This is a genomic window from Caulobacter sp. Root1472 (assembly GCF_001426985.1).
In the GTDB taxonomy this organism is placed as follows: Bacteria; Pseudomonadota; Alphaproteobacteria; order Caulobacterales; family Caulobacteraceae; genus Caulobacter; species Caulobacter rhizosphaerae.
The window spans coordinates 18519-41606 of record NZ_LMFX01000012.1; the positions used below are offsets into that span (position 1 = coordinate 18519).

Below are 23088 nucleotides of genomic sequence, written 5' to 3' on the forward strand. Positions count from 1 at the left end.
GGACTCTTCCAGACGTCAGGCGCGTTTGACGGCGTCCAGGAACGCCGTGATCAGAGCCGGGTCCTTTAGGCCGGGACCCCGCTCGACGCCAGAGGAAACGTCCACCAGCGGGGCGCCGGAGGCCCGGACGGCCTCGGCGACGTTCCACGGATCCAGCCCTCCGGCCAGGAAATGCGGGCGAGAAAAGCGCCGGCCTTCCAGCAGGCTCCAGTCGAACCTTGCGCCGGTGCCGCCGGGCAGGGCCGATCCTTCCACGGGTCTGGCGTCGAACATCAGGTGCTCGGCGACGCCGTCGAAGGCCCGGGCCTGGTCGACGTCGGCGGCCGACGAGATCGAGAAGGCCTTGATCACCCCGGCGCCGGAGCGGGCGGCGATCTCGCGGACCCGGGACGGGGTCTCCTTGCCGTGCACCTGGATCAGGTCGGGCTTCAACGTGGCCATCAGCCGGTTGACCAGGGCGTCGTCGGGATCGACGGTGACGGCCACGGTCCTGACCGGGCCCTGGCGCAGCGGCGCGGCCAGCCGGGCGGCGGCCTCGGGCTCGAGGTTGCGCGGGCTTTTGGCGAAGAAGACGAAGCCGACATAGGCCGCTCCGCCGGCGACGGCGGCGGCGACGCTCTCGGCCGTGGACAGCCCGCAGATCTTGGCCTGGGTGGTCATGGGGGGGAGGTACGGCGTCGCGGCCGCCCATGCAAGGTCCTCCCCCGTGGGGGAGGCGGCCGAAGGCCGGTGGGGGGAGTGTTGGAGCCGTCGATCCTGGATCCGGCCGTCTTCCGACCACGCCCCCCTCCGTCGGCTGCGCCGACACCTCCCCCACGGGGGGAGGATCTTTGGGTCAGCCCGCGCCCAGCGGTCCCGCCGCCTCCACCGGGTCCGACAGGGTGGCGCGCATGGTGCAGACCAGGCCTTCGGGGCGGTAGTCCATGGTCGCCGCGCCCTTCAGCTCGCCGCGCAGGCTGCGTTCGATCAGGCGCGAGCCGAAGCCGCGGCGGCGGGGCGGGACGACGGGCGGGCCGCCGGTCTCGGTCCAGGTCAGGGCCAGGTCGCGGGTCGCCGCGTCGTAGGTCCAGGCCAGCACCACCCGGCCTTCGCCGCCGCCCCGCTCGCGGCTGGACAAGGCGCCGTACTTCAGCGCGTTGGTCGCCAGTTCGTGGAAGATCAGGGCCATGGTCAGGGCCCCGCCCGGCGCCAGCCAGACCGGCGGCCCCTCGACCGCCAGCCGCTCGGGCGCCTCGGGCGGCACGAACGGCGCCAGAGCCCGCTCGGCCACGTCGCGCAGCCCGGCCCCGTGCCAGCTCTCGCGGGTCAGCACGTCATGCACCTGCGACAGGCCCAGCAGCCGCGACTCGAACTTCTCGAACGCCGTCAGCGGGTCGGCCTCGGTCTTCAGGGTCTGGCTGGCCATCGACTGCACGGTGGCCAGGGTGTTCTTCACCCGGTGGTTCAGCTCGTTGATCAGCAGCCGCAGCTGGCCCTGGTAGTGCTGCTGCTCGGCCTCGACCTGCTTGCGGGCGGTGATGTCGGAGATGATCACCACCAGGTAGGGCCGCCCGTCGCCGGGATCGACCCGCGAGGCGGTGACGTGCACCCAGACCGGCCCGTCGCGGCCCTCGACCCGCCGCTCCAGCGCATAGGTGTCGATCTCGCCGGTCAGCAGGGCCAGGCCCTGGGTGACCACGGTGGCGACATTGTCCTCGCCCGGCGCGATGTCCATGAAGGTCGAGGCCAGCAGGGTCTCGCGGTCGCGGCGGGTGATGGCGCAGAACCGGTCGTTGACCTCCAGGAACCGGCCGCTGCCCGACACCCGGGCCACCCCCATGGCCGCCTGGTCGAACAGCGCCCGGTAGCGGGCCTCGGCCGCCTGCAGCCGGCGGCGGGCCTCCACGGCGGCGGTGACCATTTCGGTATAGAGCACTAGCCCGCCGATCCGGCCGTCGTCGGTGCGCCAGGGGGCCATCGACCAGCGCACCCAGTGCACGCGGCCCTCGCCGTCGACATAGCGGTCGCCCTCGTCCTCGCGCAGCTCGACCCCTTCGGCCAGGACCAGGGCGTGCTTGTCGCGCCAGAACTGCGGGATCTCGGGGAAGACGTCGTAGTGGCGGCGGCCCAGCAGCGGGGTGTCGGGCGACATGCCCTGGTCGGTCAGGTACTGGCGCGAGGCGGCCAGGTAGCGCATCTGGTCGTCGAAGATGGCGATGCCCATCGGCGCGTGTTTCAGGGCCGTGGTCACGCTGGGCGAAGCCGGGGGCGCCGCCGCCAGGGACAGCGCGTCCTCCGGGGCGTTCTTGGCGGCGTCCTCAATCTCGGTCGGCGATCGCGCGGCCATCGCGCTCCTTTGCTCGGCTCGTTCGTGCGGGCGCGCCATCTTGCTCAGGTTGCAGCGCCTGTCGATGGGGCAATCCCGCGCAGTCGATTGATTTCGCGGTGGATCCACGCCCCTCCCCCTGTGGGGGAGGCGATCGCGCAGCGATCGGTGGGGGGCGTTTTGGGGTCGTCGATCGTAGAACGGGCCATCGGCCGATCACTCCCCCCACCGTCGGCTTCGCCGACACCTCCCCCACAGGGGGAGGATCTTGGACGCACGGCTTTGCCGCCTCACGCGGCTGGCCGCTGAGCTGATGGAAAGGGACGCGGAGCGCCGGACATCGTCCGGAGTTTGAAAATGAATACCGTTTCGACGAAGCCCGATCGCTCCGCGCGGTCGTTACGCGGAGCGCCGGACATCGTCCGGAGTTTGAAAATGAATACCGTTTCGACGAAGCCCGATCGCTCCGCGCGGTCGTTATCCGGAAGCCCGCGGCGCTGAACCCTGTTGGGGCCTCGCCGCCTTGAAGCCTCCGGCGGGCGGGCCAGGTCAACGAACCCCGGTCCCGGACCGCGAGCGCGTCACCGCCCGCCTGTTGCTCAATCAGNNCGACCGGCTCCAGAGACGCGAGGTTTGGTCCAAAAGGACCGCCGACGGAGCTTCCCGCTCGATCGCCCCCCGCCGCCGCATCGGTCGCTGGCCATGCGCCCTTTCCACGCGACGAGGTGAGATCAGGATACCGGCGGTTTGAGCGCCGAGGACTTGTGACGCTCGCTTTTTCGCAAGGCGTTGGGGTCGTTAGTGTTTTTCTCGCCGCCGACGGGGATCTACGCCGCTTGATCCCCCTAACCCCGTCATCCCGGGCACAAGGCCCGGGACCTCTCCGTCCGCCGCAGGTGCGGGGGTGTGGCGCGCCGGCGCGCCAAGGCGCTTCACCGTCAGCTGAACCAGGGGTCCCGGGCACAAGGCCCGGAAAGACGGTTGAAAGGGAACCCCTCGCCCGGCCGGACCGCCCCGGCGGCCAGGCCGCGCCCTGAAATCCATGGTGGCGAGCCTGCTCTGGGGTCTGACCGTGTCAAGGAGGGCTCTCCGAGCCCCCGCGACGCGGTCGCCCTAGAGCGCCCCTTGGGGCGATCCTTGACACGGTCAGACCCCAGAGCTCCATTCCACCAAGGGTTTCAGGGCGACTCATTGTTGAGACCCACAGGGGGCGACGGAAATGGCAATGGAATTGAAGCTTGGGTCGCCAGAAGGGCCAACCAATTTTGAAAATTGGGTGAAGATAGCAAAATCTATAAGCGATGTTCTGATCGCCTTTGCCTGGCCAATAGCTTTGATCGTCATAGCTTTAGCGTTCAAAAAGGAAATAAGTGCGTTACTTGGGCGACTGCAGTCTGCTGATGTGGCAGGTACGAAGGTAGAATTCGGCGACAAAATAGACACGTTGCAGCGTCAAATTCCGAATATTGCAGAAAAAGTGCTGGATAAGATCCAAGATAATGAAGCATACACTGGAAGTGACGTTGAAGAACGTCCTGATGACGTAGTCACTGAAGGCTACGTTGATGAAGTCACGGTCAATGGAACGGTGGATGTGGAAAGCGAAACTGGCTTACCTTCGAAAAGAGAAATCGACGAACTTCGCCGGATAGTTGAAAATATAAGCGAGCAAATCGAGTATTCAGGAAACATATATAAAATGAATCCACGCGAAAGGATTATTTCCGCGTGGAGTAAGTTGGAAGTTTCTTTAAATAAACTATTCGTGGTAAAGTTTCCAACAAATCTGTCAACAGGTGTCGAAAATAGATTGGCAAGACTCGCAGATAGAGGGATAATTCCACTTACTATGTTTGACTCTATTAAGCAGCTAAATTCATTGAGAAACGAAGTCGCACATAACGCAAATCTATCTATAGGGGCGACAGACGCCTCGGAGTTCGTTAGAACTGCAACGCAAATGGGCCAAATGCTCGAGCTCCTGGCGTCATCGACCGTGCCTCAAAGGCAACGCTAATCGGTCAAGCCCCCTACTCCGCCGCCGACAGATCCCCCGCCCCCTCGTACGCCGCCATCATCGCCATGTTCAGAATCTTCGACACCGACGCGCTCAACGGCGCGATCTGCACCGGCTTGCCCAAGCCCAGCAGCACCGGTCCGATCACCGTCGCCCCGCCCAGCGACTGCACCAGCTTGGTGGCGATCGAGGCCGAGTGGATGGCCGGCATGACCAGGATGTTGGCGCTGTCGGTCAGGCGCATGAACGGGTAGTTGGCGCGCTTTTCCGGGTCCAGGGCCAGTTCGGGCGGCATCTCGCCCTCGTATTCGAAGTCGACGTCCATCTCGTCGAGCATGGCCACGGCCTCGCGCACCTTGTCGGAGCGCTCGCCCATCGGGTTGCCGAAGGTGGAATAGCTCATGAAGGCCACGCGCGGCTTGAAGCCCAGGCGCTTGACGGCGCGGGCGGCCTCGCAGGCGATCTCGACCAGCTCGTCGGCGTCGGGCAGCTCGGTGACGTTGGTGTCGGCCACGAACACGGTGCGGCCCTTGGCCAGGACGACGGACATGCCCATGATCCGCCCGCCCGGGGCCGGGTCGACGACGCGCAGCACCTCCTCCAGGGCCTGGTCGAAGCTGCGGGTGACGCCGGTGACCATGCCGTCGGCCTCGCCCAGGGTGACCATCGAGGCGGCGAAGCTGTTGCGGTCCTGGTTGATCAGCCGCTGGACGTCGCGCTTCAGGTAGCCCTGGCGCTGCAGGCGCTTGTACAGATAGTCGACATAGTCGGGGTTGCGGTCGCTGAGCCGGGCGTTGTGGATCTCCAGGCCCGCGGTGGCGGGGTCCAGGCCGACGACGCGCATGTTCTCGTGCACCAGGTTCTCGCGGCCGCAGAGGATGGCCTTGCCGAAGCCGCCGGTCTGGTAGGCGTAGGCGGCGCGGATCACCGACGGGTCCTCGCCCTCGGCGAAGACGATGGTCTTGGGGTTGGCCAGGACGGCGCCGCTGATCTTCTGCAGGAAGCCGGCGGTGGGGTCCAGGCGCTGGGCCAGGCTGGCGCGATAGGCGTCCATGTCGGCGATCGGCCGGCGGGCGACGCCGGTGTCCATGGCCGCCTGGGCCACGAACGGCGGCACGTACCAGATCAGCCGCGGGTCGAAGGCCGAGGGGATGATGTATTGCGGGCCGAACTTCAGCTGGCGGCCGTGATAGGCGGCGGCGACCTCGTCGGGCACGTCCTCGCGGGCCAGCATGGCCAGGGCGTTGGCGCAGGCGATCTTCATCTCGTGATTGACCCGCCGGGCCCGCACGTCCAGGGCGCCGCGGAAGATGTAGGGAAAGCCCAGGACGTTGTTGACCTGGTTGGGATAGTCGCTGCGGCCGGTGCCCATGATGGCGTCCTTGCGGACCTTGTGCACCTCTTCCGGGGTGATCTCCGGATCGGGGTTGGCCATGGCGAAGATCACCGGATTGGGGGCCATGCTGGCGATCATTTCGGGCGTGAAGGCGCCCTTGGCGGAGAGGCCCAGCAGCACGTCGGCGCCCTTGACGGCTTCAGCCAGGGTGCGCAGCGGGGTGTCGACCGCGTGGGCGCTCTTCCACTGGTTCATGCCCTCGGTGCGGCCCTGGTAGAGCACGCCCTTGCTGTCGACGGCGATCACGTTCTCCGGCCGCACGCCCATGGCCTTGATCAGCTCCATCGAGGCGATGCCGGCCGCGCCGGGGCCGTTCAGCACCACCTTGACGTCCTGGATCTGCTTGCCGGTGATGTGGCAGGCGTTGATCAGGCCGGCGGCGCAGATGATCGCCGTGCCGTGCTGGTCGTCGTGGAACACCGGGATGTCGAGCAGCTCCTGCAGCTCGGTCTCGATGCGGAAGCATTCGGGGCTCTTGATGTCCTCCAGATTGATGCCGCCGAAGGTGACGCCGATGTTCTTGACGACGGTGATGATCTCGTCGGCGTCCTTGGAGCTGATCTCGATGTCGATGGAGTCGACGTCGCCGAAGCGCTTGAACAGCACCGACTTGCCCTCCATCACCGGCTTGGAGGCCAGGGCCCCCAGGTCGCCGAGGCCCAGGATCGCGGTGCCGTTGGAGATCACCGCCACCAGGTTGCCCTTGGAGGTGTAGTCGTAGGCGGCGTCCGGGTCCTTGGCGATGGCGTGGACCGGCACGGCGACGCCGGGGGAATAGGCCAGGGACAGGTCGCGCTGGGTGGCCATCGGCTTGGTGGCGACGACGCCGATCTTCCCGGGCGTGGGATAGCGGTGGAAGTTCAACGCTTCCTCGTCCGTGAAGGTCTTCTTTTCCGCGTCGCTCATGGCGCGTTTCCCCTGTCTGCTGTCCTGCCAGTCACACGATGTGGAGGCGCCGATCGATGCGGCGCGCCCTTATGGGCGGGCACCGTAGCGGCCGGGCGGGGTCGTCACAACCTCGCGCTGGGGAAGTTTCCGGCCGCAAACGCTTGTTCCGCTTGGGATTAGGCCTGTCCAGCGTTGTCATCGGGCCGCTGTTTTCCTTGACCTGAGGGGGCGGGTCGGGAGACTACCGGCCGCACGACGCCCGGGAGATCGCCTTGAGCCAGAACGACTTAGCCGCCGCGCCCGGCGCTTCGGAAGGTACCGTTACCATCGCCCTGGCCGGCGCGCTGGGGCGGATGGGCCAGGCCCTGGCCCGGACGCTGGACGGGCGGACCGACGCGGTGGTCGTGGCGCGGTTTGATCGTCCGGGCGGTGTCGTCGAGGGCCTGGTCGACCGCGACGCGGCCCTGGCGGCCGCCGAGGTGGTCATCGACTTCACCGTTCCCGAGGCCTCGGTGGCCCTGGTGGAGGCGGCGGCGGCCCTGGCCGACAAGGACGGCGGCGGCCCGGCCCTGGTCATCGGCTCAACCGGCTTTTCCGACGAGCAGAACGCCCGCATCGCCGCGGCGGCGACCAGGCTCGCCATCGTCAAATCCGGCAACTATTCGCTGGGGGTCAACATGCTGATGGGCCTGGTCCGCCAGGCCGCGGCCGCCCTGCCCGCCGCCGACTGGGACGTCGAGGTGTACGAGGCCCACCACAGGCGCAAGATCGACGCCCCGTCCGGCACGGCCCTGATGCTGGGCCAGGCGGCCGCCGACGGGCGCGGCGTGGGCCTGGGCCAGGTCGCCGACCGCGGCCGCGACGGCATGACCGGCCCGCGCAAGGCGGGGGCCATCGGCTTCTCGGTGGTGCGCGGCGGCGGGATCATCGGCGAGCACAGCGTGATCTTCGCCGGCGAGGAGGAGGTGCTGACCCTGTCGCACTCGGCCACCGACCGGGGGCTGTTCGCGCGGGGGGCGGTCGCCGCCGCCCTGTGGGTCAAGGGAAGGCCGCCCGGGCTCTACGACATGCAGGATGTGCTGGGTTTCGAAAACTAAGGCCTAACAATCGCCGCAGCTTGCGGCATTGTGCCCCCCGATGGCCGAGACCGCACCGCCAGAGCCCCAAACCGACGCCAAGCCGTCCTCCCCGTCGCGGTTCCGCCGCGCGGCGCTGGTCGACGTCGGCCTGGAGGCCATGAGCCTGGCGGCCCTGGCGTTCATCGCCGTGGGCTTCTGCGCCTATGCCGGCCGCCGCGAGATCAGCCGCGAGCTGGCCCTGGCCTGGCTGAACGACCAGGGCATCGAGGCCAGCGTCGACCTGGACGACCTGGACGCCACCGGCTTCGCCGGCGCCATTCGCCTGGGACCCAAGAACGCTCCGGTGTTCTCGGCCGAGCGGATCGAGGTGGCCTATGACCTGGCTTCCCCATGGACCGGCGGCAAGTTCGCGCTCAACACCCGGGCCGTGCGGCTGGTGCGGCCGCGGGTCAACGCCCGGCTGGACCAGAACGGCCTGAACTTCGGGACCCTGCAGCCGCTGATCGACCGGGCGCTGCGGTCGCCGGCCGAACCGGCCGCCCCGGGTCCGGCGGTGCTGATCGAGGACGCCCGGGTGCTGCTGCGCACCCCCGGCGGCCCGGCCCGCCTGACCGGCGACGCCAGCCTGGACGACGGCAAGCTGGTGCGTTTCGACGGCCGGCTGGCGGCCATGCGCTATGCGACGCCGGCCCTGTCGTTCGAGGCCGACGGCGCCCTGGTCAAGGCCCGCAAGCGCGGCGACCGGCTGACGGTCGACGTCCAGCTGGGCCTGAAAACCTTCAGCGCCGGCCAGCTGGACCTGACCGAGGCGCAGGGGACCCTGCAGGCCGACCTGACCTATCCGGACCTCAAGTCGCTGTCGATGGTCGGTCCGGCCGAGGCGCGCCTGGCCCTGACCGCCCGCGGGGCCGAGGTCGAGGGCGCCAGCCTGGGCGGGCTGGAGGCCAACCTGGCGGTGTCGGGCCTGCTGAGCGGCGACGCGCGGCGCGGCGGCCTGACCGGCAAGACCACCCTGCACGCGCGCGGCGAGCGGCTGACGGCTCAGGGTCTGGACAGCCGCGACGTGGTCGCCGACCTCGACCTGGCCAAACTGGCCCTGACCTACGACCCGACCGGCCTGCGCGGCTCGGCCCGCACCCGCCTGACCGCCAACGCCGACCGGGCCGTGGCGGGCGGGGCGGCCCTGTCGCACACCGTGCTCGAGCTCCAGTCCTCCAGCCTGACGATGGTCGCCGACAAGACCAGAAGCTCGGTCAGCGGACCGCTGTCGGCGGCGCTGGGCAGCGGCCGGGCGGCGATGGGCGGGGTCGTGCTGTCCGGCCTGGCCGCCGACGGCAAGGGCCGGTTCTCGGCCGGGACCGACGGGATCGCCCTGGCCCTGGACGCCCAGGCCGACGCCGACGGGGCCATGACCGGGCCGGACGCCCAGCGCGTGGCCCTGGCCCTGCCCAATCCCGACTACGCCAAGGCCGCCGCCCGGGCCCTGTCGCGGTTCACGCTGAGCGCGCCGGCCCTGAAGCTGGGGATGACCGGCGGCCAGACGATCCTGTCCCTGCCCCGTCCCATCGCCCTGACCGCCGCCAGCGGCGCCAAGGTCACGCTGGACGCGCCGGGCGGTCCGCTGGTGGCGGCGCGGGCCGGAACGGCCGACGGCCGGGCGGCGGTCGCCCTGGGCGGCGGCGGCCTGCCTGACCTGACCCTGAAGGTTCCGACCTGGCGCGCGAACGCCGCGGGCCTGACCAGCGACGTGATCGTGGCCGGGGCCGTGGACGTGCCGCCGTTCATCGGCGTCGGCGGAACCCTGGCCGGCCGCGCCCAGCTGGCCGGCGGCGGGCTGAGCATCCGGCTGAACGGCTGCACGCCGATGACCGCCAAGGCCATCGCCATGGGCGAGCCGCCGATCAGCGACGTGACGTTCAAGCTGTGTCCGACCGCCCAGCCCCTGGTCACGGCCAGCGGCGGGCTGTGGCGCGCCTCGGCCCTGATCCGCGACGGGGCGGCCATGGTCAATGTCGCCCAGGCCCGGCTGGAGGGGGTCGAGGCCAGCTTCGTCGGCGGCGGGCGCGGCTTCGACGCCGCCCAGGTCAAGGTCACCGGCGGCCGTGTGGTCGAGGCCTCGACCGAGGGCAAGCGCTTCGAGACGATCGCCGCGACCGGCGAGGTCGACCTGGCCCGCGGCCAGTGGACCGGCGCCCTGGACGGCAAGACCCTGTCCGGCCGCCCGCTGGGCCGGGTGACGATCCGCCACGACGTGGCCAGCGGCCGGGGCCAGGCCGATATCGACGCCTCGACCCTGGCCTTCGCCAAGGGCGGGCTGCAGCCGCTGGACCTGACGCCCCTGGCCGTGGTCGCCCGCGACGCCGAGGGCCCGGTCGCCTTCACCGGCCAGTTCGCGTGGCATGACGAGATCATGACCAGCCAGGGCCGGGCCTCGACCCCAGGCCTGGATTTCAAGAGCCCGCTGGGCCCGGCCCACCGGCTGAAGGGCGAGATCGTCTTCGACAGCCTGGCCCCGCTGACCGCCCCGCCCGGCCAGGTCGTGACCATCGACACCATCGACGCGGTGGTGCCGATCCAGTCGATCCGGGCCAGCTTCGGCCTCGGCGCCGAGGCCCTGCACCTGGAGACCACCACCTTCGAGGCGTCGCAGGGCAAGATCAGCATCGAGCCGTTCGACGTGCCGCTGGACGGCAAGGGCGCGATGAAGGGCGTGGTCAATATCGCCGGCCTGGACCTGGGCCAGCTGGTCGCCGGCTCGTCCCTGTCCGACAAGGTCAAGATCGAGGCGATCGTCGACGGCCGGCTGCCGTTCGAGGCGGGTCCGGCCGGCTTCCGCTTCGTCGACGGCAAGGTCTACGCCACCGGCCCCGGCCGCCTGTCGATCGCCCGCGAGGCCCTGACCGGGGTGGAGGCGGGCCAGGGAACGGTCGATCCGGCCGACCCGCTGACCGCGCCCAAGGCCGTGCCGGTCAACGCCATCCAGGACTTCGCCTACCAGGCGATGGAGAACCTGCATTTCGAGACGCTGGAGGCCGGGGTCAACAGCACCGACAAGGGTCGGCTGGGCGTGCTGTTCCACATCAAGGGCGAGCACGATCCCAAGGTGGCCGAAAAGGCCCGGATCGGGCTGATGGAGCTCTTGAACGGCAGCGCCTTCCAGCGCCGCATCCCCCTGCCCGCCAAGACGCCCGTCGACCTGACCCTGGATACGTCGCTGAACTTCGACGAGCTGATCGCCGCGGCCAAGCGCGCCTGGGAGGAAGCCCAGGCCCGTGCGGCCGCGGCCTCGGCGGCGACTCCGTCCGCGCCTACACCGCCTATACCGCCTACGCCGCCTACGCCGCCTACGCCGCCTACGCCTCAGCTTACGCCAACCCCGCCGCCGCGTTCAGGCACGGTTCAGCCTTGAAGCCGCACATTCCCCGAGAACTGGAGAGACCCGCCATGAAGCGCGCCCTGATCCTTCCCCTCCTCGCGGTGGGCGCCCTTGCGGCGTGCACACCGACGGTGCGGGTGAAGGTCGACCCGATCAACATCTACGCCAAGCTGGACGCCAATGTGCGCGTGCAACTGGACAAGGAAGTCCAGTCCGCGATCCAGCAAAACCCCAACCTGTTCTAAGAGAGGAACCGACATGATCCGCAAGACTATGACGGTCCTGGCCCTGGCCGCCTCGCTGGGCGCGGCCGTGAGCTTCGTGGCCCTTCCCGCCCTGGCCCAGTCGGCCGCCGCCAAGGCCGCCGTCGACGCCGGCAAGGCCGCGGGCGTCGTGGGCGAACAGGCCGACGGCTTCCTGGGCGTGGTCTCGGGCGGCGACGCCGCCCTCCGGGCCGCCGTGGCCGAAATCAACGCCGGCCGCGCGGCCGTCTACAAGGACACCGCCGCCAAGACCGGCGTCACCGCCGAGGCTGCCGGTCAGGCCACCGCCAAGCAGCTCTACGGCCGCCTGGCCCCTGGCCAATACTGGAAGCCGCTGAACGGCGGCTGGACGAAGAAGTAGGCGAACGGCCAAGGCTGTTCCTCCCCCTGTGGGGGAGGCGGCCGAAGGTCGGTGGGGGGAGTTTGCGCCGGCGGTCGCGATCACGGTCTACGCCGCACCACTCCCCCCTCCGTCGCCCGTCGGGCGACACCTCCCCCACAGGGGGAGGACCTTAGGTTCCTCTTGAACCCGTCCTCGCGAGTCGCCACCTAGGTGTCACGTTGCGAGGCCCAGGCGCCGACTTCGGGCCTGGTCCTCGCGAACGAAGTCGCTTCAGCGAGGACTTCGCGATGACCCGGACGATCCTGTTCGACAGCCCCTTCCTGCTGGGCTTCGAGCACACCAGAGACCTGATCGAGCGCGCGGCCAAGGCCGCCGCCGAAAGCTATCCGCCCTACAATGTCGAGCAGGCCGAGGACGGCGGGGTGCGCATCACCCTGGCGGTGGCTGGCTTCTCGCCCGACCAGTTGCAGGTCACCGTCGAAGGCGGCCAGCTGGTGGTGGCCGGGCGGCGCGAGACCGAGGGCAGGCCCGAAGCCGACAAGGCCTATCTGCATCGCGGCATCGCCGCCCGCGGCTTCCTGCGGACCTTCGTGCTGGCCGACGGCATGGAGGTCACGGCCGCCACGCTCGAGCACGGCCTGCTGCACGTGGACCTGGCCCGTCCGGAGCCCGAGCGGCTGGTCCGCCGCATCCCGATCCGCTCGGTGGGCTGATCGCCCGATCGCCCGCCGACAACCCCTCGCTTGATAGCCCATGATCGCGGTCTGAACCCAGACGCGACACGGAGCGTTCCCCTTCCGAAGGAGGTGGTCTTATGACACCCAACCCCGCTACCCCGTTCTTCTCCGTCGAGGCCTTCGCGGCGCTGGGCGCCCCGGACCTGGTCTATGTGCGCCCGATCAAGGCGGCGGAGATTCTGGCCGACGTGCCGGTCGGCGTGACCGACGAGGTCGAGCTGTCTCCCGACCAGACCCTGTACGCGGTGTTCCGCGCCGACGGCGCCCGCCTGGCCGTGCTGACCGACAAGGACGCGGCCGTCGCCGCCGCCCTCGCCCACGAACTGGCGCCGGTGTCGGTGCACTAAGACCCTAATCGTCGGCCGCATTTTAACTGCGGCCGTTGTTCCCGCCCTTGTGCGGGTGGAAATCCTCGTCCTTCGACAGGCTCAGGATGAGGATTTCCACTGAACCGCCGTCGAATTCGTCCTCATCTGAGCGTGTCGAAGAACGAGGACGGCCGCGCCGCTCGGTCTTGTCGACGCACCCCGTCGAGGCGAGGTAAGGAATCTCGACCGACAACAAGGCGAGGACGACGGAATGAGCGAGACGGGGATCGGACGCCGAAACCTGCTGGGCTTGGCGGGACTGTTGATCGCGGGCCCCGCCTGGGCCGCCGCGCCCAAGCCCCGCGTGGCGATCCAGACCGACCATGGCACGATCGTGGTGGAGCTGGAGGCCGGCAAGGCCCCGATCACCTCGGCCAACTTCCTGCGCTATGTCGACGCCCGCAAGTACGACGGCGGGACCTTCTATCGCGCCTCCAAGACCAAGGGCGTCAAGGGCGCCGGCTCGATCCAGGGCGGGCCGCCCGACCGGGTGCGCCGCTTCGCCCCCATCGCCCACGAAAGCACCCGTCTGACCGGGATCAAGCATCGGGCCGGAACGATCTCCATGGCCCGCAACGCCCCCGGCACGGCCACCTGCGACTTCTTCATCTGCGCCAGCCCGCAGCCCTACCTCGACGCCCATCCCGGCGCAGCGGGGGACAACCAGGGCTTCGCGGCGTTCGGCGGCGTGGTCCGGGGCCTCGACGTGGTCAAGACGATCCTGGCCCTGAAGGCCGACGGGCCGGCGCTCTATCCGGCCATGAAGGGCCAGATGCTGAACCCGCCGGTGAAGATCATCGGCATGAAGCGGGTCTGACGGCGATGAAGCACTTCTTGGGAACAGTCGGGTGCGCGGCCCTGGTGTCGCTGGCCGCCGCCCTCCCGTCGACGGCGCTGGCCCGCGAAGGCCTGCTGGCGCGCGCGGTGTCCTGCCAGGTCGACGACGGCGACGTCGCCACGCTGATGGGCGCGCTGGCCGCCGAGGACGCCGGCATGAAATCGGCGGCCCAGGCCTTCGCCGCGCCGTCGGGCAATCTCTATCGCCTGGCCAGGCCGGTCAGCGCGCTGGGCCATTCCGCGGACGCGATCTATGTCTCGCCGGGCCGGATCGTCATGGTGGTTGAAGGCCAGACCCTGGCGGCGGTCTCCGCCCGGCTCCAGCTCGAGGCCGAGCCCTATGGACCCGCCGAGCGGCGGATAGACGATACGCGCAAGATCGTCGCCTACCAGCTCAGCCAAGGGGTCCTGAATGGCAAGGTCCTGGTTGGCTGCGAGTATGGAAATCCCGCCGCCGCGGCCTGGCTGGCCGACGACATGGCGGGGTTCTGACGGGCGGCTGGCCGCTCGACGCGATCAGGCGGCCGTCGGCTTGCTCTCCTGGGCGTGGGTCAGCATCACGTGCACCGCATCGGCCGAGCGGGCCTGGCGCAGTTGCTCGCGCAGCTCAGGCTGGCGCATCATCCGCGACACCCGGGCCAGGGCCCGCAAGTGGCTGGAATCGGCCTCCTTGGGGGCGAACAGGGCGACCAGCAAGTCGACCGGCTTGTCGTCGACCGCGCCGAACGCCACGGGGGTCTCCAGGCGCACGAACACCGCGCGGACCCGGTCGATGTCGGACAGCCGCGCGTGCGGGATGGCCACGCCCTGGCCGACGCCGGTGGAGCCGGCGTTCTCGCGCTCGATCAGGCCCTCCAGCGCCTCGTCGGCGTCGACGCCGAACACCCGGGCGGCGACGTCGGCGATCACGCCGAGGACCTGACGCTTGTTGGCGGCGCTGACTCTGAGGGTGACGGCGCCGGGCTCGAGGAGATCGCCAAGGGTCATGGTGTGGAAACTCGCTCGCAGTCGGTCGTCGCGCTTCGTCGCCGCCTCTCGTCGAGACGGGGGCCTACCGAAACGCGCCGACCGATCCGAGGTTCGATCAGCTTGCGGCCGGAGCGTGCCCGTTCAGCGACTTGGTGCGTTCGGGGTCGATCCAGCCGATATTTCCGTCAGGCCGCCTGTAGACCACCGACAAACCGTCGTGGGCGGCGTTCCTAAACACGATTGCCTGGGACTCGGTCAAGTCCAGTTCCATGACCGCCATGGAAACAGTCATCGTCTTCAGCGAGGCCTGGCTCTCGGCGATGATCATGGCCGACGGGGCGCCGGTCGGATGGTCGTCCTCCGACGTCCAGTCGTCGTCGTCGATCTCGTCGCTGTCGGGGGCCCGCAACACGTACATCGCCGCGTTCTCGGCCTGCTTGGCGTTGGCGGCGATCGAGTGGCTCTTCAGCCGCCGCTTGTAGCGGCGGATGCGCGTCTCGATCTTGGCCAGGGCGGCGTCGAAGGCCGCGTGGGCGTCACCGCCCGACCCATGGCTGATCAGCTGCTGGCCCGAAGCCAGCTTGACCGAACAATCGACCCGGAAGGCGAAGCCCTCCTTGCTGATCACGACATCGGCGTCGCCGCCGCGGTCGAAATACTTGCCGATGCTCAGGGTGATTTCGTCGGAGACTCGCGCTCGCAGAGCCTCGCCAACGTCGACATGCTTGCCGGAGATTTGGACTTGCATGGCCTATCAACGCGCCCGTCCGCGCCTGGTGTCAAGCGTCGCAAAAGCGACTTAAAACAGTCCCGGAATCATGTGCAGCAACCGTTCGACCGCCGCCGCCACCACGCCCGCGCTCAGCACCAGCAGGCCCACGCTGACCGCCGCCATCAGGTAGCCCAGCAGGGCCAGCAGGCCGTCGCGCTGCAGCAGGGCCAGGGCGAGGACGGCCACCGTGGCCCCCGGCGCCAGGTTGCCCAGCGGGATCGGCAGCACCAGCACCAGGGCCAGCAGGGTGCAGACCACGCCGATCAGCCGCTCGCCGACCGGCCCGAACAGGATCTTCAGCCGGGGGCGGGTGACAAGCTCCATCCGCCGGACGATCGGTGTCAGCCTACGGAACAGTCCGCGCAGGTCGTCGCGCTTCAGGGGATGCTCGACCAGCTTGCGCGGCAGCCAGGGGACGTCCGACCCCCAGGCGATCTGCGGGGCCAGCAGCAGGATCGGCAGGCTGAGGATCGTCGACGAGCCCGGGGGCAGGGGAAGGCAGTTCAGCAGGCCGAACACCAGCAGCATGGCCCCGAAGGCGCGGCTGTCGAACTGCTCGAGCATCTGGCCGACGGTCAGGACGGGACGCTCGTCCTCGCCGAATCCTTCGATCACGTCGGATAGTCTCTGGATGCTCATGCTCAGCCTTGGGTCGCGTGTCTATCAACGCGGACCGCGAGCGTCCGGACCATCGGTCAGGCGGTTTCCTTGATCAAGCGTCGGCGTTCGACCGACGACGGGATCCGCAGGGCCTCGCGGTACTTGGCCACGGTGCGGCGGGCGATGTCGACGCCGGCTTCCTTGAGGATCTCGACGATGCGGTCGTCGGAATGGACGTCCGCCTCGCTGCGCTCGGCCTCGACCAGGGCCTTGATCTTGTGGCGGACGCTGGCGGCCGAGTGGGCCTCGCCGCCCTCGGTGGCCTGGATCGCCGAGGTGAAGAAATACTTCAGCTCGAACACCCCGCGCGGGGTGGCGATGTACTTGTTGGAGGTCACCCGGCTGACCGTCGATTCGTGCATGCCGATGGCGTCGGCGACGGTCTTCAGGTTCAGCGGCCGCAGGTGCTCGACGCCATAGGCCAGGAAGCCGTCCTGCTGGCGGACGATCTCGCTGGAGACCTTCAGGATGGTCTTGGCCCGCTGGTCGAGGCTTTTGACCAGCCAGTTGGCGGTGGCGAAGCTGTCGGAGACGAAGGTCTTTTCCTGGTCCGTCCGCGCGCCCTTGCTGACCCGGGCGTGGTAGCGCTGGTCGACGAGCACCTTGGGCAGGGTGTCGGTGTTCAGCTCCACGTGCCACAGGCCGCCGGGCGTCTCGCGCACGTGGACGTCTGGCGTCAGGGTCTGGGGCGGGTCGGCGTGGAAGGCCGCGCCGGGACGAGGGGTCAGGGCGCGGATCTCGGCGACCATCTCGCGCAGATCCTCGTCGTCGACGCCGCAGGCCTTGCGCAGGGCGTTCATGTCGCGGCGGGCCAGCAGGTCCAGATTGTCCAGCAGGGCGGCCATGCACGGGTCGTAGCGGTTGACGTCCTTCAGCTGCAGGGCCAGGCACTCGCGCACGTCGCGGGCCATGACGCCGGCGGGCTCGAAGCCTTGCAGGACGCCCAGCACAGCCTCGACGAAGGCCAGGTCGCAGCCCAGGCGGTCGGCGACCTCCTCGAGGTCGGCGCGCAGGTAGCCGGCGTCGTCGACCGCGTCGATCAGCACCCCGGCCACGACGTTCTGGGCGGGGGAGAGGCCGGCCACGGCCAGCTGCTCGGTCAGGTGTTCGACCAGGGTCGGGGCGCGGGTCAGGGCCTCTTCGTAGTGGCCGTCGCCCTCGAAACTGCCGCCGCCGCCGGTGCGCGACCAATCGATCTGGCCGCCAGCCTGCTCGGCTGCGGGATCGGCGCCGTCGCCGGTGGCGCGTTCGCCGGGCGAGACGTCGTCGGGCGCGGCGTCCATCTGTTGGCTGGCGGCGCTGTCGGACACCGCGTCCAGGCCGAGGTTTTCGGGCGTGCGCTCGGCGATGTCTTCAACGGTGCGTTCGGTCTCGGCCGGACCATCGTCGCGCTGGAGCAGGGGATTGCGCTCGAGCTCGGCCTCGACGAAGGCGTCGAGCTCGAGATTCGACAGCTGCAGCAGCTTGATCGCCTGCTGAAGCTGCGGCGTGATGACAAGACCCTGGCCTTGCCGAAGCTCCAATCTGTGGCCGAGAGCCAATGCGCCCTCCTGGGCAAATCAACGACATCTGTTGATCGCCATAAGAGGGGCAGGTTGGTTAACGGGGCGCGAACGCCAGCAAAAAGCGGGCCAGTGCGACACTCCGTCCGGAGAGACGGGCGTTTTTCCCGCAAGGGCGGCTTAACCTGCTGAAAAACCAGGATGTCCATTCCGGGCCGGCCGCAGCCGATGGCGGTGCGACGAGGGATCCGGAACGCTCCGCCCGTCAAAATTTGCCGCGACAAGCTGTCCACGGATTAAAGTTCTGGCGAAAGGTTCGTCGAGGAAGGCCCGGCATCCAGCGTCAGGCGCGCGAAAACCTCGTCCTTCGACAGGCTCAGGATGAGGTTTTCGATTGTCGTCGCCCCGCCAAGCGTCCTCATCCCGGGCCTGTCGAAGGGCGAGGACCAGCCCGGGCGGCCTCAGCGCTCGTCGAAGCTGTCGCCCAGATAGACGCGGCGGACTTCGGGATTGTCGACGATCTCCTGGGGCGAGCCTTCGAAAAGCACCTCGCCGGCGTGGATGATCGAGGCCCGATCGACCATCTGCAGCGTCTCGCGGACGTTGTGGTCGGTGATCAGGATGCCGATGCCGCGGTTCTTCAGGTAGCTGACCACTTCGCGGATGTCGGAGATCGCCAGCGGGTCGATGCCGGCGAACGGCTCGTCCAGCAGCATGAACGACGGTTCGCTGGCCAGGGCCCGGGCGATTTCCACCCGGCGCCGCTCGCCGCCCGACAGCGCCACGGCGGGCGACTTTCGGATGTGGGTGATGCGCAGCTCTTCCAGGATCTGGGTGACCTGCTCGCGGGCCTTGCGCTGGTTCTTCTGGCGCATCTCGACCACGGCCATGACGTTCTGCTCGACCGTCATGCCGCGGAAGATCGAGGCTTCCTGCGGCAGGTAGCCCACGCCCATGCGGGCGCGCTGGAACATCGGCTGGGAGGTGATGTCCTCGCCGTCCAGATAGATCGAGCCATAGTCGGCGGCGACCAGGCCGGTGATCATGTAGAAGCAGGTGGTCTTGCCGGCGCCGTTGGGGCCCAGCAGGCCCGCGACCTCGCCGCGCTTGAGGCGCAGCGAAACGCTCTTCACGACGGGACGGTCGCCGAACGACTTGCCGACGGCGTCGACGAACAGGCCTTCGGAGGCCGCGTCGCGATTGACGCCCAGGGATTGCATCGAAAACGCCATGGGTTCCTACGGCTTGCCGGCGGGCTTCTTGTCTTTGTTCTGGTCGGGATAGAGCACCGCCCGCACACGGGTCTTGCCGCGACCCGTGGCGTTGGATTCCATCTTCACGTCGTTGGTCTTGGTCTTGATCGTCATGCGATCGCCGCGCGCCACGTCCTGGCCCTGAACGGCTACGACGTCGCCGGTCACGACGATGGTGTCGTTGTCATAGGTGTAGACGGCGTGGTCGCCGCGCACCGTCTGCTCGGGCGTCACGTAGAAGACATTGCCGTCGGCCTCGACGCGGTCGACGTCGCCGCAGTCGTTGTTGCCGGTGGGCGAGGAGGTCTTGCCCGGCGTCTTGCGGCGATTGTAGACGGTCATGGTCGCCGCCCGCATGCGGGCCTTGTCCTGCAGCACCTCGACCGCGCCGCGGAAGATGGTCTTGCACTGGCTGTTGATGACCTCCTGCTCGTCGGCGGAGATGTCCACCGGCGCGCTGGAATTGTTGCCGCCGGCGGCGGTCGTCTGAGCCGTCGCCGCGCTCCCGAAGCCGACCAGGAGGGCCGGGCCGCTCAACAGGCTGAGGGCGATCGCCGTCGGCGCCATCCATCGATTCATCAACCAGGTCCTCATGTCTATTCGGAAGCCGTCCCTTGTTCCGGGATCGGTTGGCCCGTCTTCCGGTCGATTCGTGTCCTGACGCCGCCCCGGAAGATGATGCGGTCGCCCTTGTCATATACGGAGTAGGCGTTGGATTGCACCTGTCCAGTGGGACCTTCGCCTTGTAGCTCGGTTTCGCCGGTGGTGTTGCCGTTGCGGGTGTCGACCAGGGCCTCGTCCGAGGCGAAGCGATAGCCGGCGCCGTCGTCCATGCGCACATTGCCGTAAAGCTGCAGCTTCAGGGTGTCCTCGCGATAGACGCCGCGGTCGGCGGTCGAGCGGGTAGGGGCGGGGCTGCCCACGCCCAGGGTCAGGGTCGGGGCGTCCAGGAACACCCGCTTGAGGTCGTTCTCGTCGCGCACCGCCGAGCGGGCGGTGATGATGAACGGCCGCCCGTCGCTGGACTGGCCGTAGAAGCGCGGCGTGACCATGCGGATCTGCGCCTTGCTTTCGGACGGCCGCCGGTCGCCGGCGGTGAACGATCGCCACGCCACCTGGCCGCCGACCGTCGCCAGGACGGCGACCATGGCGATCGGCAGGACCACGCGCGCCAGCTTGACGCGGCGCGAGCGGGCGCGCCAGCGGCGCAAGTCCCGCTTGTATCCCGCCCGATCCGCCTCCAGCGTGGTCATGCCCTGGCCTTCAGCTGTGCGCGAAGATGTCGACGTCTTCCCAGCCGGCCAGGTCGAGGGCGGCGCGGTGGGGAAGATAGTCGAACGCCGCCTTCGCCAGGGCCATGCGGCCCTCGCGGACCAGCATGGCGTCCAAACGCTCGCGCAGGGCGTGCAGATGCAGCACGTCGGACGCCGCATAGGCCACCTGTTCGGGCGACAGCGCGGCCGCGCCCCAGTCCGAGCTCTGCTGGACCTTCGACAGCTCGACGCCGACCAGCTCGCGCGTCACGTCCTTCAGGCCGTGGCGGTCGGTATAGGTGCGGGCCAGCTTGCTGGCGATCTTGGTGCAGTACACAGGCGCCGTCATGACACCTAGGTGCAACAGGAACATGGCGATATCGAAGCGGCCGAAGTGAAAAAGCTTCACCACGGCCGGATCGGTCAGCAGGCGCTTGAGGTTGGGCGCGTCATAGGTCGAGCGGTCCAGGCGCACCACGTGGGCGTCGCCGTCGCCCGACGACAGCTGGACCACGCACAGCGGATCGCGGCCCAGGCGCAGGCCCATGGTCTCGGAATCGATCGCGACCGCGGTCGCGCCGGCGAACGCGCCGTCCGGAAGATCGCCTTCATGCAGAAAGTTGGCCAAGTCTAACGTCTCCGCGCCTCGGTCTCGTCGCACGGGACGTTGCGAATTCCGACACGCCTTAAATATGGGGCGCCGACACTATAGGCCGGATGAACAGGATATCTATCCGCTGGTCACGACCATCGCCAGCCCTTGGTTGAGCTTGCGGAGCCTTCAATGTCTGGAAATTTCAGATGCCTGGCCGAAGCCTGGATACTTTCGGCGCCACCCCGACCTTCTTTCGAAGGTTGGTAGGGGGTGGTGCCCAGGAGAGGACTCGAACCTCCACGACCTTTCAGTCACTGGCACCTGAAGCCAGCGCGTCTACCAATTCCGCCACCTGGGCCTGCGAAGCGATCCGTGGATCGCCGCGAGGCCGGGACGTTTATGCAAAGGTTTTGACCGCGTCAATCGCTTAGTTGCGCATTTCGTTGCGATTGGGCTCGCGGTCGTCTATCCCCCGGCTCACGGGTTTAGGACGAGGTTGATTATGCAAGGTCTGGTCACGGTGTTCGGCGGCTCCGGCTTCGTCGGCGGCCAGGTCGTACGGGCGCTCGCCAAGGCGGGCCATCGCGTGCGGGTGGCGGTGCGCAATCCGAACCTGGCCTATCGCATGCGGATGCTGGGCGATGTCGGCCAGATCGAGGTCGTGCAGGCCAATGTCCGCAACGTCCCGTCGGTGGCCCGGGCCGTCGACGGCGCCGAAGCCGTGGTCAACCTGGTGGGCGTCCTGTGGGAAAGCGGCCGGCAGAAGTTCCAGACCCTGCACGTGATGGGCGCTCGGACGATCGCCGAGCAGGCCCGGGCGGCCGGCGCCGCGCGCCTGGTGCAGGTCTCGGCCCTGGGGGCCGACGTCAACTCGTCGTCGAAGTACCTGCGCACTAAGGCCGAGGGCGAAGCAGCCGTCCGCGCCGTGTTCCCGGGCGCGGTGGTGATCCGCCCGTCGGCCGTGTTCGGCGCCGAGGACAAGTTCTTCAACAAGTTCGGCCAGATGGCCGCCCTGTTTCCCGCCCTGCCGCTGATCGGCGGCGGCGAGACCAAGTTCCAGCCGGTCTATGTCGGCGACGTGGCCGCCGTGGTGGCCAAGGCGGTCGCCAGCCCGGCCGCCGAGGGCCTGACCTACGAGCTGGGCGGCCCGACCGTCTACAGCTTCAAGGCGCTGATGGAGCTGATCCTGCGCGAGACCGGCCGCAACCGCGTGCTGGCCCCGATCCCGTTCTTCGCGGCCAGCCTGATCGGCAATGTCGGCGACCTGTCGCCGATCGCCCCCCCGCTGACCTCGGACCAGGTCGAGTCGCTGAGGACCGACAATGTGGCCGACCATGGCCTGCCGGGCCTGGCCGACGCCGGCGTCGTCCCGACCGCCGTCGAGGCGGTGGTCCCGTCCTACCTCTACCGCTACCGTAAGGGCGGCCAGTACGCGGAGGTTCCGGCGGGGGCGTTTTAGGCGCTGCGATCCAGGATTTCCTCGTCGCAGACCACGGCCTCGGCCGGGGTGATCTTCAGAGGCGGCGGCTTGTGCGAAGGCATGAAATAGTGCCGCTCGAACATCCGCATGACATGCCGGACGCCCAGGTCGGACACCTGCCGAAGGTCGTCCTCGAAGTAGTTGTTCCCCGGCGCGGTGATGATCTCGTACGACGGAAAATAGGTGACGTGATCCAGGCTGCGTGAAACCTCTTCGGCCGCCACGCGCAGAATGCTCTTGCTCGCGACCGTCGAGACCAGCACGTGCCGGTCCTCATAGGTGGCGATCAAGGGGACCGGCGAGATGGTGAGCAGAATCCTCACCCGCGGATTGATCTTGCGGATGCGTTGGCAAAGCTTGGTCAGGTCGCTGGACACCGAGCGCGCGTCGAAGTTCACGAACCTGTAGAGCTTCGGGTCGAAAACGCCGCCGGCGACGCCGGGCGCCGATGGAAAGACGGCGTGGTCCTTGATCGCCTCCCAGGCCTCGGTGAGGCCCAGGGTGAAGACGACGACATGGGACTCCTTGAAAACCCGGCGCACCGCCGACAGATGGCGTTGGCGATCGGCCTCCAGCGCGGCGATCGACTCGAAGCCGCCCGGCTCGACCTGAGGGCGGAAGGGATCCACGAAGCGGTCGCCCAGGGCCCAGGCCCGGTCCTTCGGCTTGAACTTTCCGAACGCCCGATCGAACAGCTGCAGCGCCTGGCGGACGGTATAGACGTTGGCGTAGCGGGCGCTGAACACGCCATAGCCCCGCCGCTCCGCCTCGGCCGGCGCGAGATGGTCGCCGGTCTCGGCCACGAAATAGTTCAGGCCGCTGCGCTTGAGGTGTCGCGCCAGATGTTGGGCAAAGCAGCTGCCCAGTGTCGCGACCGTGTCGTGCGTATCGATCTGAAAGCGGCTGGCGACCACGGGATCGATATCGGCGAAACACGGATCAGCCATGGCGCGCGACCAGAACTGATGGCCTGGAAGCCCCCTGTAGGGGTTGGC

22 protein-coding genes and 1 tRNA gene are annotated in these 23088 nt (G+C 68.6%); 10 read left to right on the plus strand and 13 right to left on the minus strand.

The features are described from left to right. Positions 1 to 15: 15 nt before the first annotated feature. Both ASD47_RS09105 and ASD47_RS09110 read right to left on the minus strand, forming a co-directional pair. Positions 16 to 660: a phosphoribosylanthranilate isomerase gene (locus ASD47_RS09105; RefSeq protein WP_056754777.1), complete on the minus strand. Its 645-nt coding sequence runs from the start codon at positions 658 to 660 to the stop codon at positions 16 to 18. A 175-nt stretch (positions 661 to 835) separates the two neighbouring features. Next, positions 836 to 2326 (minus strand): sensor histidine kinase, encoded by a 1491-nt coding sequence (locus ASD47_RS09110; RefSeq protein WP_082564537.1) that lies wholly within the window; start codon positions 2324 to 2326, stop codon positions 836 to 838. A gap of 1204 nt (positions 2327 to 3530) precedes the next feature. On the opposite strand from ASD47_RS09110, the gene ASD47_RS26600 reads away from it, so the two are divergent. After that, complete coding sequence (locus ASD47_RS26600) at positions 3531 to 4322, plus strand: hypothetical protein (RefSeq protein WP_156402183.1); 792 nt, start codon at positions 3531 to 3533, stop codon at positions 4320 to 4322. Positions 4323 to 4335: 13 nt separating this feature from the next. Here ASD47_RS26600 and ASD47_RS09115 read toward each other — a convergent pair whose 3' ends face one another. Further along, positions 4336 to 6624 carry an NADP-dependent malic enzyme gene (locus ASD47_RS09115; RefSeq protein ID WP_056754781.1) on the minus strand — a complete coding sequence of 763 codons (2289 nt, stop codon included), beginning with the start codon at positions 6622 to 6624 and terminating at the stop codon, positions 4336 to 4338. Positions 6625 to 6878: 254 nt separating this feature from the next. Between ASD47_RS09115 and dapB the strand changes: the two genes are divergently transcribed. The 8 genes from dapB to ASD47_RS09150 all read left to right on the plus strand — a co-directional run bounded on the left by dapB (position 6879) and on the right by ASD47_RS09150 (position 14101). Next, positions 6879 to 7703, plus strand: a complete 825-nt coding sequence (gene dapB, locus ASD47_RS09120; protein WP_082564538.1) for a 4-hydroxy-tetrahydrodipicolinate reductase — start codon at positions 6879 to 6881, stop codon at positions 7701 to 7703. Positions 7704 to 7743: 40 nt separating this feature from the next. Beyond that, on the plus strand, positions 7744 to 11094 hold the full coding sequence (locus ASD47_RS09125; protein ID WP_156402184.1) for a YdbH domain-containing protein: 3351 nt from the start codon (positions 7744 to 7746) through the stop codon (positions 11092 to 11094). Positions 11095 to 11129: 35 nt separating this feature from the next. Continuing rightward, positions 11130 to 11306, plus strand: a complete 177-nt coding sequence (locus ASD47_RS26075) for a YnbE family lipoprotein (protein WP_081684574.1) — start codon at positions 11130 to 11132, stop codon at positions 11304 to 11306. A gap of 13 nt (positions 11307 to 11319) precedes the next feature. Beyond that, entirely contained in the window at positions 11320 to 11685 is a 366-nt protein-coding gene (locus tag ASD47_RS09130; RefSeq protein WP_056754784.1) for a YdbL family protein, read from the plus strand. Between the two features lie 269 nt (positions 11686 to 11954). Then, positions 11955 to 12380: an Hsp20 family protein gene (locus tag ASD47_RS09135; protein ID WP_056754787.1), complete on the plus strand. Its 426-nt coding sequence runs from the start codon at positions 11955 to 11957 to the stop codon at positions 12378 to 12380. 101 nt (positions 12381 to 12481) lie between these two features. Beyond that, on the plus strand, positions 12482 to 12751 hold the full coding sequence (locus ASD47_RS09140; RefSeq protein ID WP_056754789.1) for a DUF1150 family protein: 270 nt from the start codon (positions 12482 to 12484) through the stop codon (positions 12749 to 12751). A 232-nt stretch (positions 12752 to 12983) separates the two neighbouring features. Continuing rightward, complete coding sequence (locus ASD47_RS09145) at positions 12984 to 13589, plus strand: peptidylprolyl isomerase (RefSeq protein WP_056754793.1); 606 nt, start codon at positions 12984 to 12986, stop codon at positions 13587 to 13589. Positions 13590 to 13606: 17 nt separating this feature from the next. Then, positions 13607 to 14101, plus strand: coding sequence for a hypothetical protein (locus ASD47_RS09150; protein WP_156402185.1), 495 nt, complete (start codon positions 13607 to 13609; stop codon positions 14099 to 14101). Between the two features lie 24 nt (positions 14102 to 14125). On the opposite strand, the gene ptsN is transcribed toward ASD47_RS09150, so the two are convergent. From ptsN to ASD47_RS09195, 9 genes are all read right to left on the minus strand, one after another. Next, on the minus strand, positions 14126 to 14596 hold the full coding sequence (ptsN, locus tag ASD47_RS09155) for a PTS IIA-like nitrogen regulatory protein PtsN (RefSeq protein WP_056754798.1): 471 nt from the start codon (positions 14594 to 14596) through the stop codon (positions 14126 to 14128). 97 nt (positions 14597 to 14693) lie between these two features. Beyond that, positions 14694 to 15326, minus strand: coding sequence for a ribosome hibernation-promoting factor, HPF/YfiA family (hpf, locus tag ASD47_RS09160; protein WP_056754801.1), 633 nt, complete (start codon positions 15324 to 15326; stop codon positions 14694 to 14696). Positions 15327 to 15377: 51 nt separating this feature from the next. Then, entirely contained in the window at positions 15378 to 15989 is a 612-nt protein-coding gene (locus ASD47_RS09165) for an exopolysaccharide biosynthesis protein (protein WP_056754804.1), read from the minus strand. Between the two features lie 56 nt (positions 15990 to 16045). Next, positions 16046 to 17551, minus strand: a complete 1506-nt coding sequence (rpoN, locus tag ASD47_RS09170) for an RNA polymerase factor sigma-54 (protein WP_056754807.1) — start codon at positions 17549 to 17551, stop codon at positions 16046 to 16048. A gap of 422 nt (positions 17552 to 17973) precedes the next feature. Then, entirely contained in the window at positions 17974 to 18732 is a 759-nt protein-coding gene (lptB, locus tag ASD47_RS09175) for an LPS export ABC transporter ATP-binding protein (RefSeq protein WP_056755649.1), read from the minus strand. Between the two features lie 18 nt (positions 18733 to 18750). Continuing rightward, positions 18751 to 19344: an LptA/OstA family protein gene (locus ASD47_RS09180; RefSeq protein ID WP_056755652.1), complete on the minus strand. Its 594-nt coding sequence runs from the start codon at positions 19342 to 19344 to the stop codon at positions 18751 to 18753. Between the two features lie 17 nt (positions 19345 to 19361). After that, positions 19362 to 20018, minus strand: a complete 657-nt coding sequence (gene lptC / locus ASD47_RS09185; protein WP_056754810.1) for an LPS export ABC transporter periplasmic protein LptC — start codon at positions 20016 to 20018, stop codon at positions 19362 to 19364. 10 nt (positions 20019 to 20028) lie between these two features. Further along, positions 20029 to 20646, minus strand: coding sequence for a ribonuclease D (locus ASD47_RS09190; RefSeq protein WP_056754813.1), 618 nt, complete (start codon positions 20644 to 20646; stop codon positions 20029 to 20031). A gap of 238 nt (positions 20647 to 20884) precedes the next feature. Then, positions 20885 to 20971 (minus strand) — tRNA-Leu (locus ASD47_RS09195). A gap of 144 nt (positions 20972 to 21115) precedes the next feature. Between ASD47_RS09195 and ASD47_RS09200 the strand changes: the two genes are divergently transcribed. Further along, positions 21116 to 22072 (plus strand): complex I NDUFA9 subunit family protein, encoded by a 957-nt coding sequence (locus ASD47_RS09200; RefSeq protein ID WP_056754815.1) that lies wholly within the window; start codon positions 21116 to 21118, stop codon positions 22070 to 22072. Here the strand turns inward: ASD47_RS09200 and ASD47_RS09205 are convergent. Beyond that, the gene (locus ASD47_RS09205) at positions 22069 to 23040 is read right to left on the minus strand and encodes a GSCFA domain-containing protein (RefSeq protein ID WP_056755655.1); all 972 of its coding nucleotides are present in this window, start codon (positions 23038 to 23040) and stop codon (positions 22069 to 22071) included. The genes ASD47_RS09200 and ASD47_RS09205 overlap by 4 nt on opposite strands. Between the last annotated feature and the right edge of the window lie 48 nt (positions 23041 to 23088).

Excerpts from the sequence above, each read along its gene's own strand:
- ASD47_RS09105 (WP_056754777.1), bottom strand. The coding sequence starts at position 660 with ATGACCACCCAGGCCAAGATCTGCGGGCTGTCCACGGCCGAGAGCGTC.
- ASD47_RS09110 (WP_082564537.1), bottom strand. The coding sequence starts at position 2,326 with ATGGCCGCGCGATCGCCGACCGAGATTGAGGACGCCGCCAAGAACGCC.
- ASD47_RS26600 (WP_156402183.1), top strand. The coding sequence starts at position 3,531 with ATGGAATTGAAGCTTGGGTCGCCAGAAGGGCCAACCAATTTTGAAAAT.
- ASD47_RS09115 (WP_056754781.1), bottom strand. The coding sequence starts at position 6,624 with ATGAGCGACGCGGAAAAGAAGACCTTCACGGACGAGGAAGCGTTGAAC.
- ASD47_RS09125 (WP_156402184.1), top strand. The coding sequence starts at position 7,744 with ATGGCCGAGACCGCACCGCCAGAGCCCCAAACCGACGCCAAGCCGTCC.
- ASD47_RS26075 (WP_081684574.1), top strand. The coding sequence starts at position 11,130 with ATGAAGCGCGCCCTGATCCTTCCCCTCCTCGCGGTGGGCGCCCTTGCG.
- ASD47_RS09130 (WP_056754784.1), top strand. The coding sequence starts at position 11,320 with ATGATCCGCAAGACTATGACGGTCCTGGCCCTGGCCGCCTCGCTGGGC.
- ASD47_RS09135 (WP_056754787.1), top strand. The coding sequence starts at position 11,955 with ATGACCCGGACGATCCTGTTCGACAGCCCCTTCCTGCTGGGCTTCGAG.
- ASD47_RS09140 (WP_056754789.1), top strand. The coding sequence starts at position 12,482 with ATGACACCCAACCCCGCTACCCCGTTCTTCTCCGTCGAGGCCTTCGCG.
- ASD47_RS09145 (WP_056754793.1), top strand. The coding sequence starts at position 12,984 with ATGAGCGAGACGGGGATCGGACGCCGAAACCTGCTGGGCTTGGCGGGA.
- ptsN (WP_056754798.1), bottom strand. The coding sequence starts at position 14,596 with ATGACCCTTGGCGATCTCCTCGAGCCCGGCGCCGTCACCCTCAGAGTC.
- hpf (WP_056754801.1), bottom strand. The coding sequence starts at position 15,326 with ATGCAAGTCCAAATCTCCGGCAAGCATGTCGACGTTGGCGAGGCTCTG.
- ASD47_RS09165 (WP_056754804.1), bottom strand. The coding sequence starts at position 15,989 with ATGAGCATCCAGAGACTATCCGACGTGATCGAAGGATTCGGCGAGGAC.
- lptB (WP_056755649.1), bottom strand. The coding sequence starts at position 18,732 with ATGCAATCCCTGGGCGTCAATCGCGACGCGGCCTCCGAAGGCCTGTTC.
- ASD47_RS09180 (WP_056755652.1), bottom strand. The coding sequence starts at position 19,344 with ATGAATCGATGGATGGCGCCGACGGCGATCGCCCTCAGCCTGTTGAGC.
- lptC (WP_056754810.1), bottom strand. The coding sequence starts at position 20,018 with ATGACCACGCTGGAGGCGGATCGGGCGGGATACAAGCGGGACTTGCGC.
- ASD47_RS09200 (WP_056754815.1), top strand. The coding sequence starts at position 21,116 with ATGCAAGGTCTGGTCACGGTGTTCGGCGGCTCCGGCTTCGTCGGCGGC.
- ASD47_RS09205 (WP_056755655.1), bottom strand. The coding sequence starts at position 23,040 with ATGGCTGATCCGTGTTTCGCCGATATCGATCCCGTGGTCGCCAGCCGC.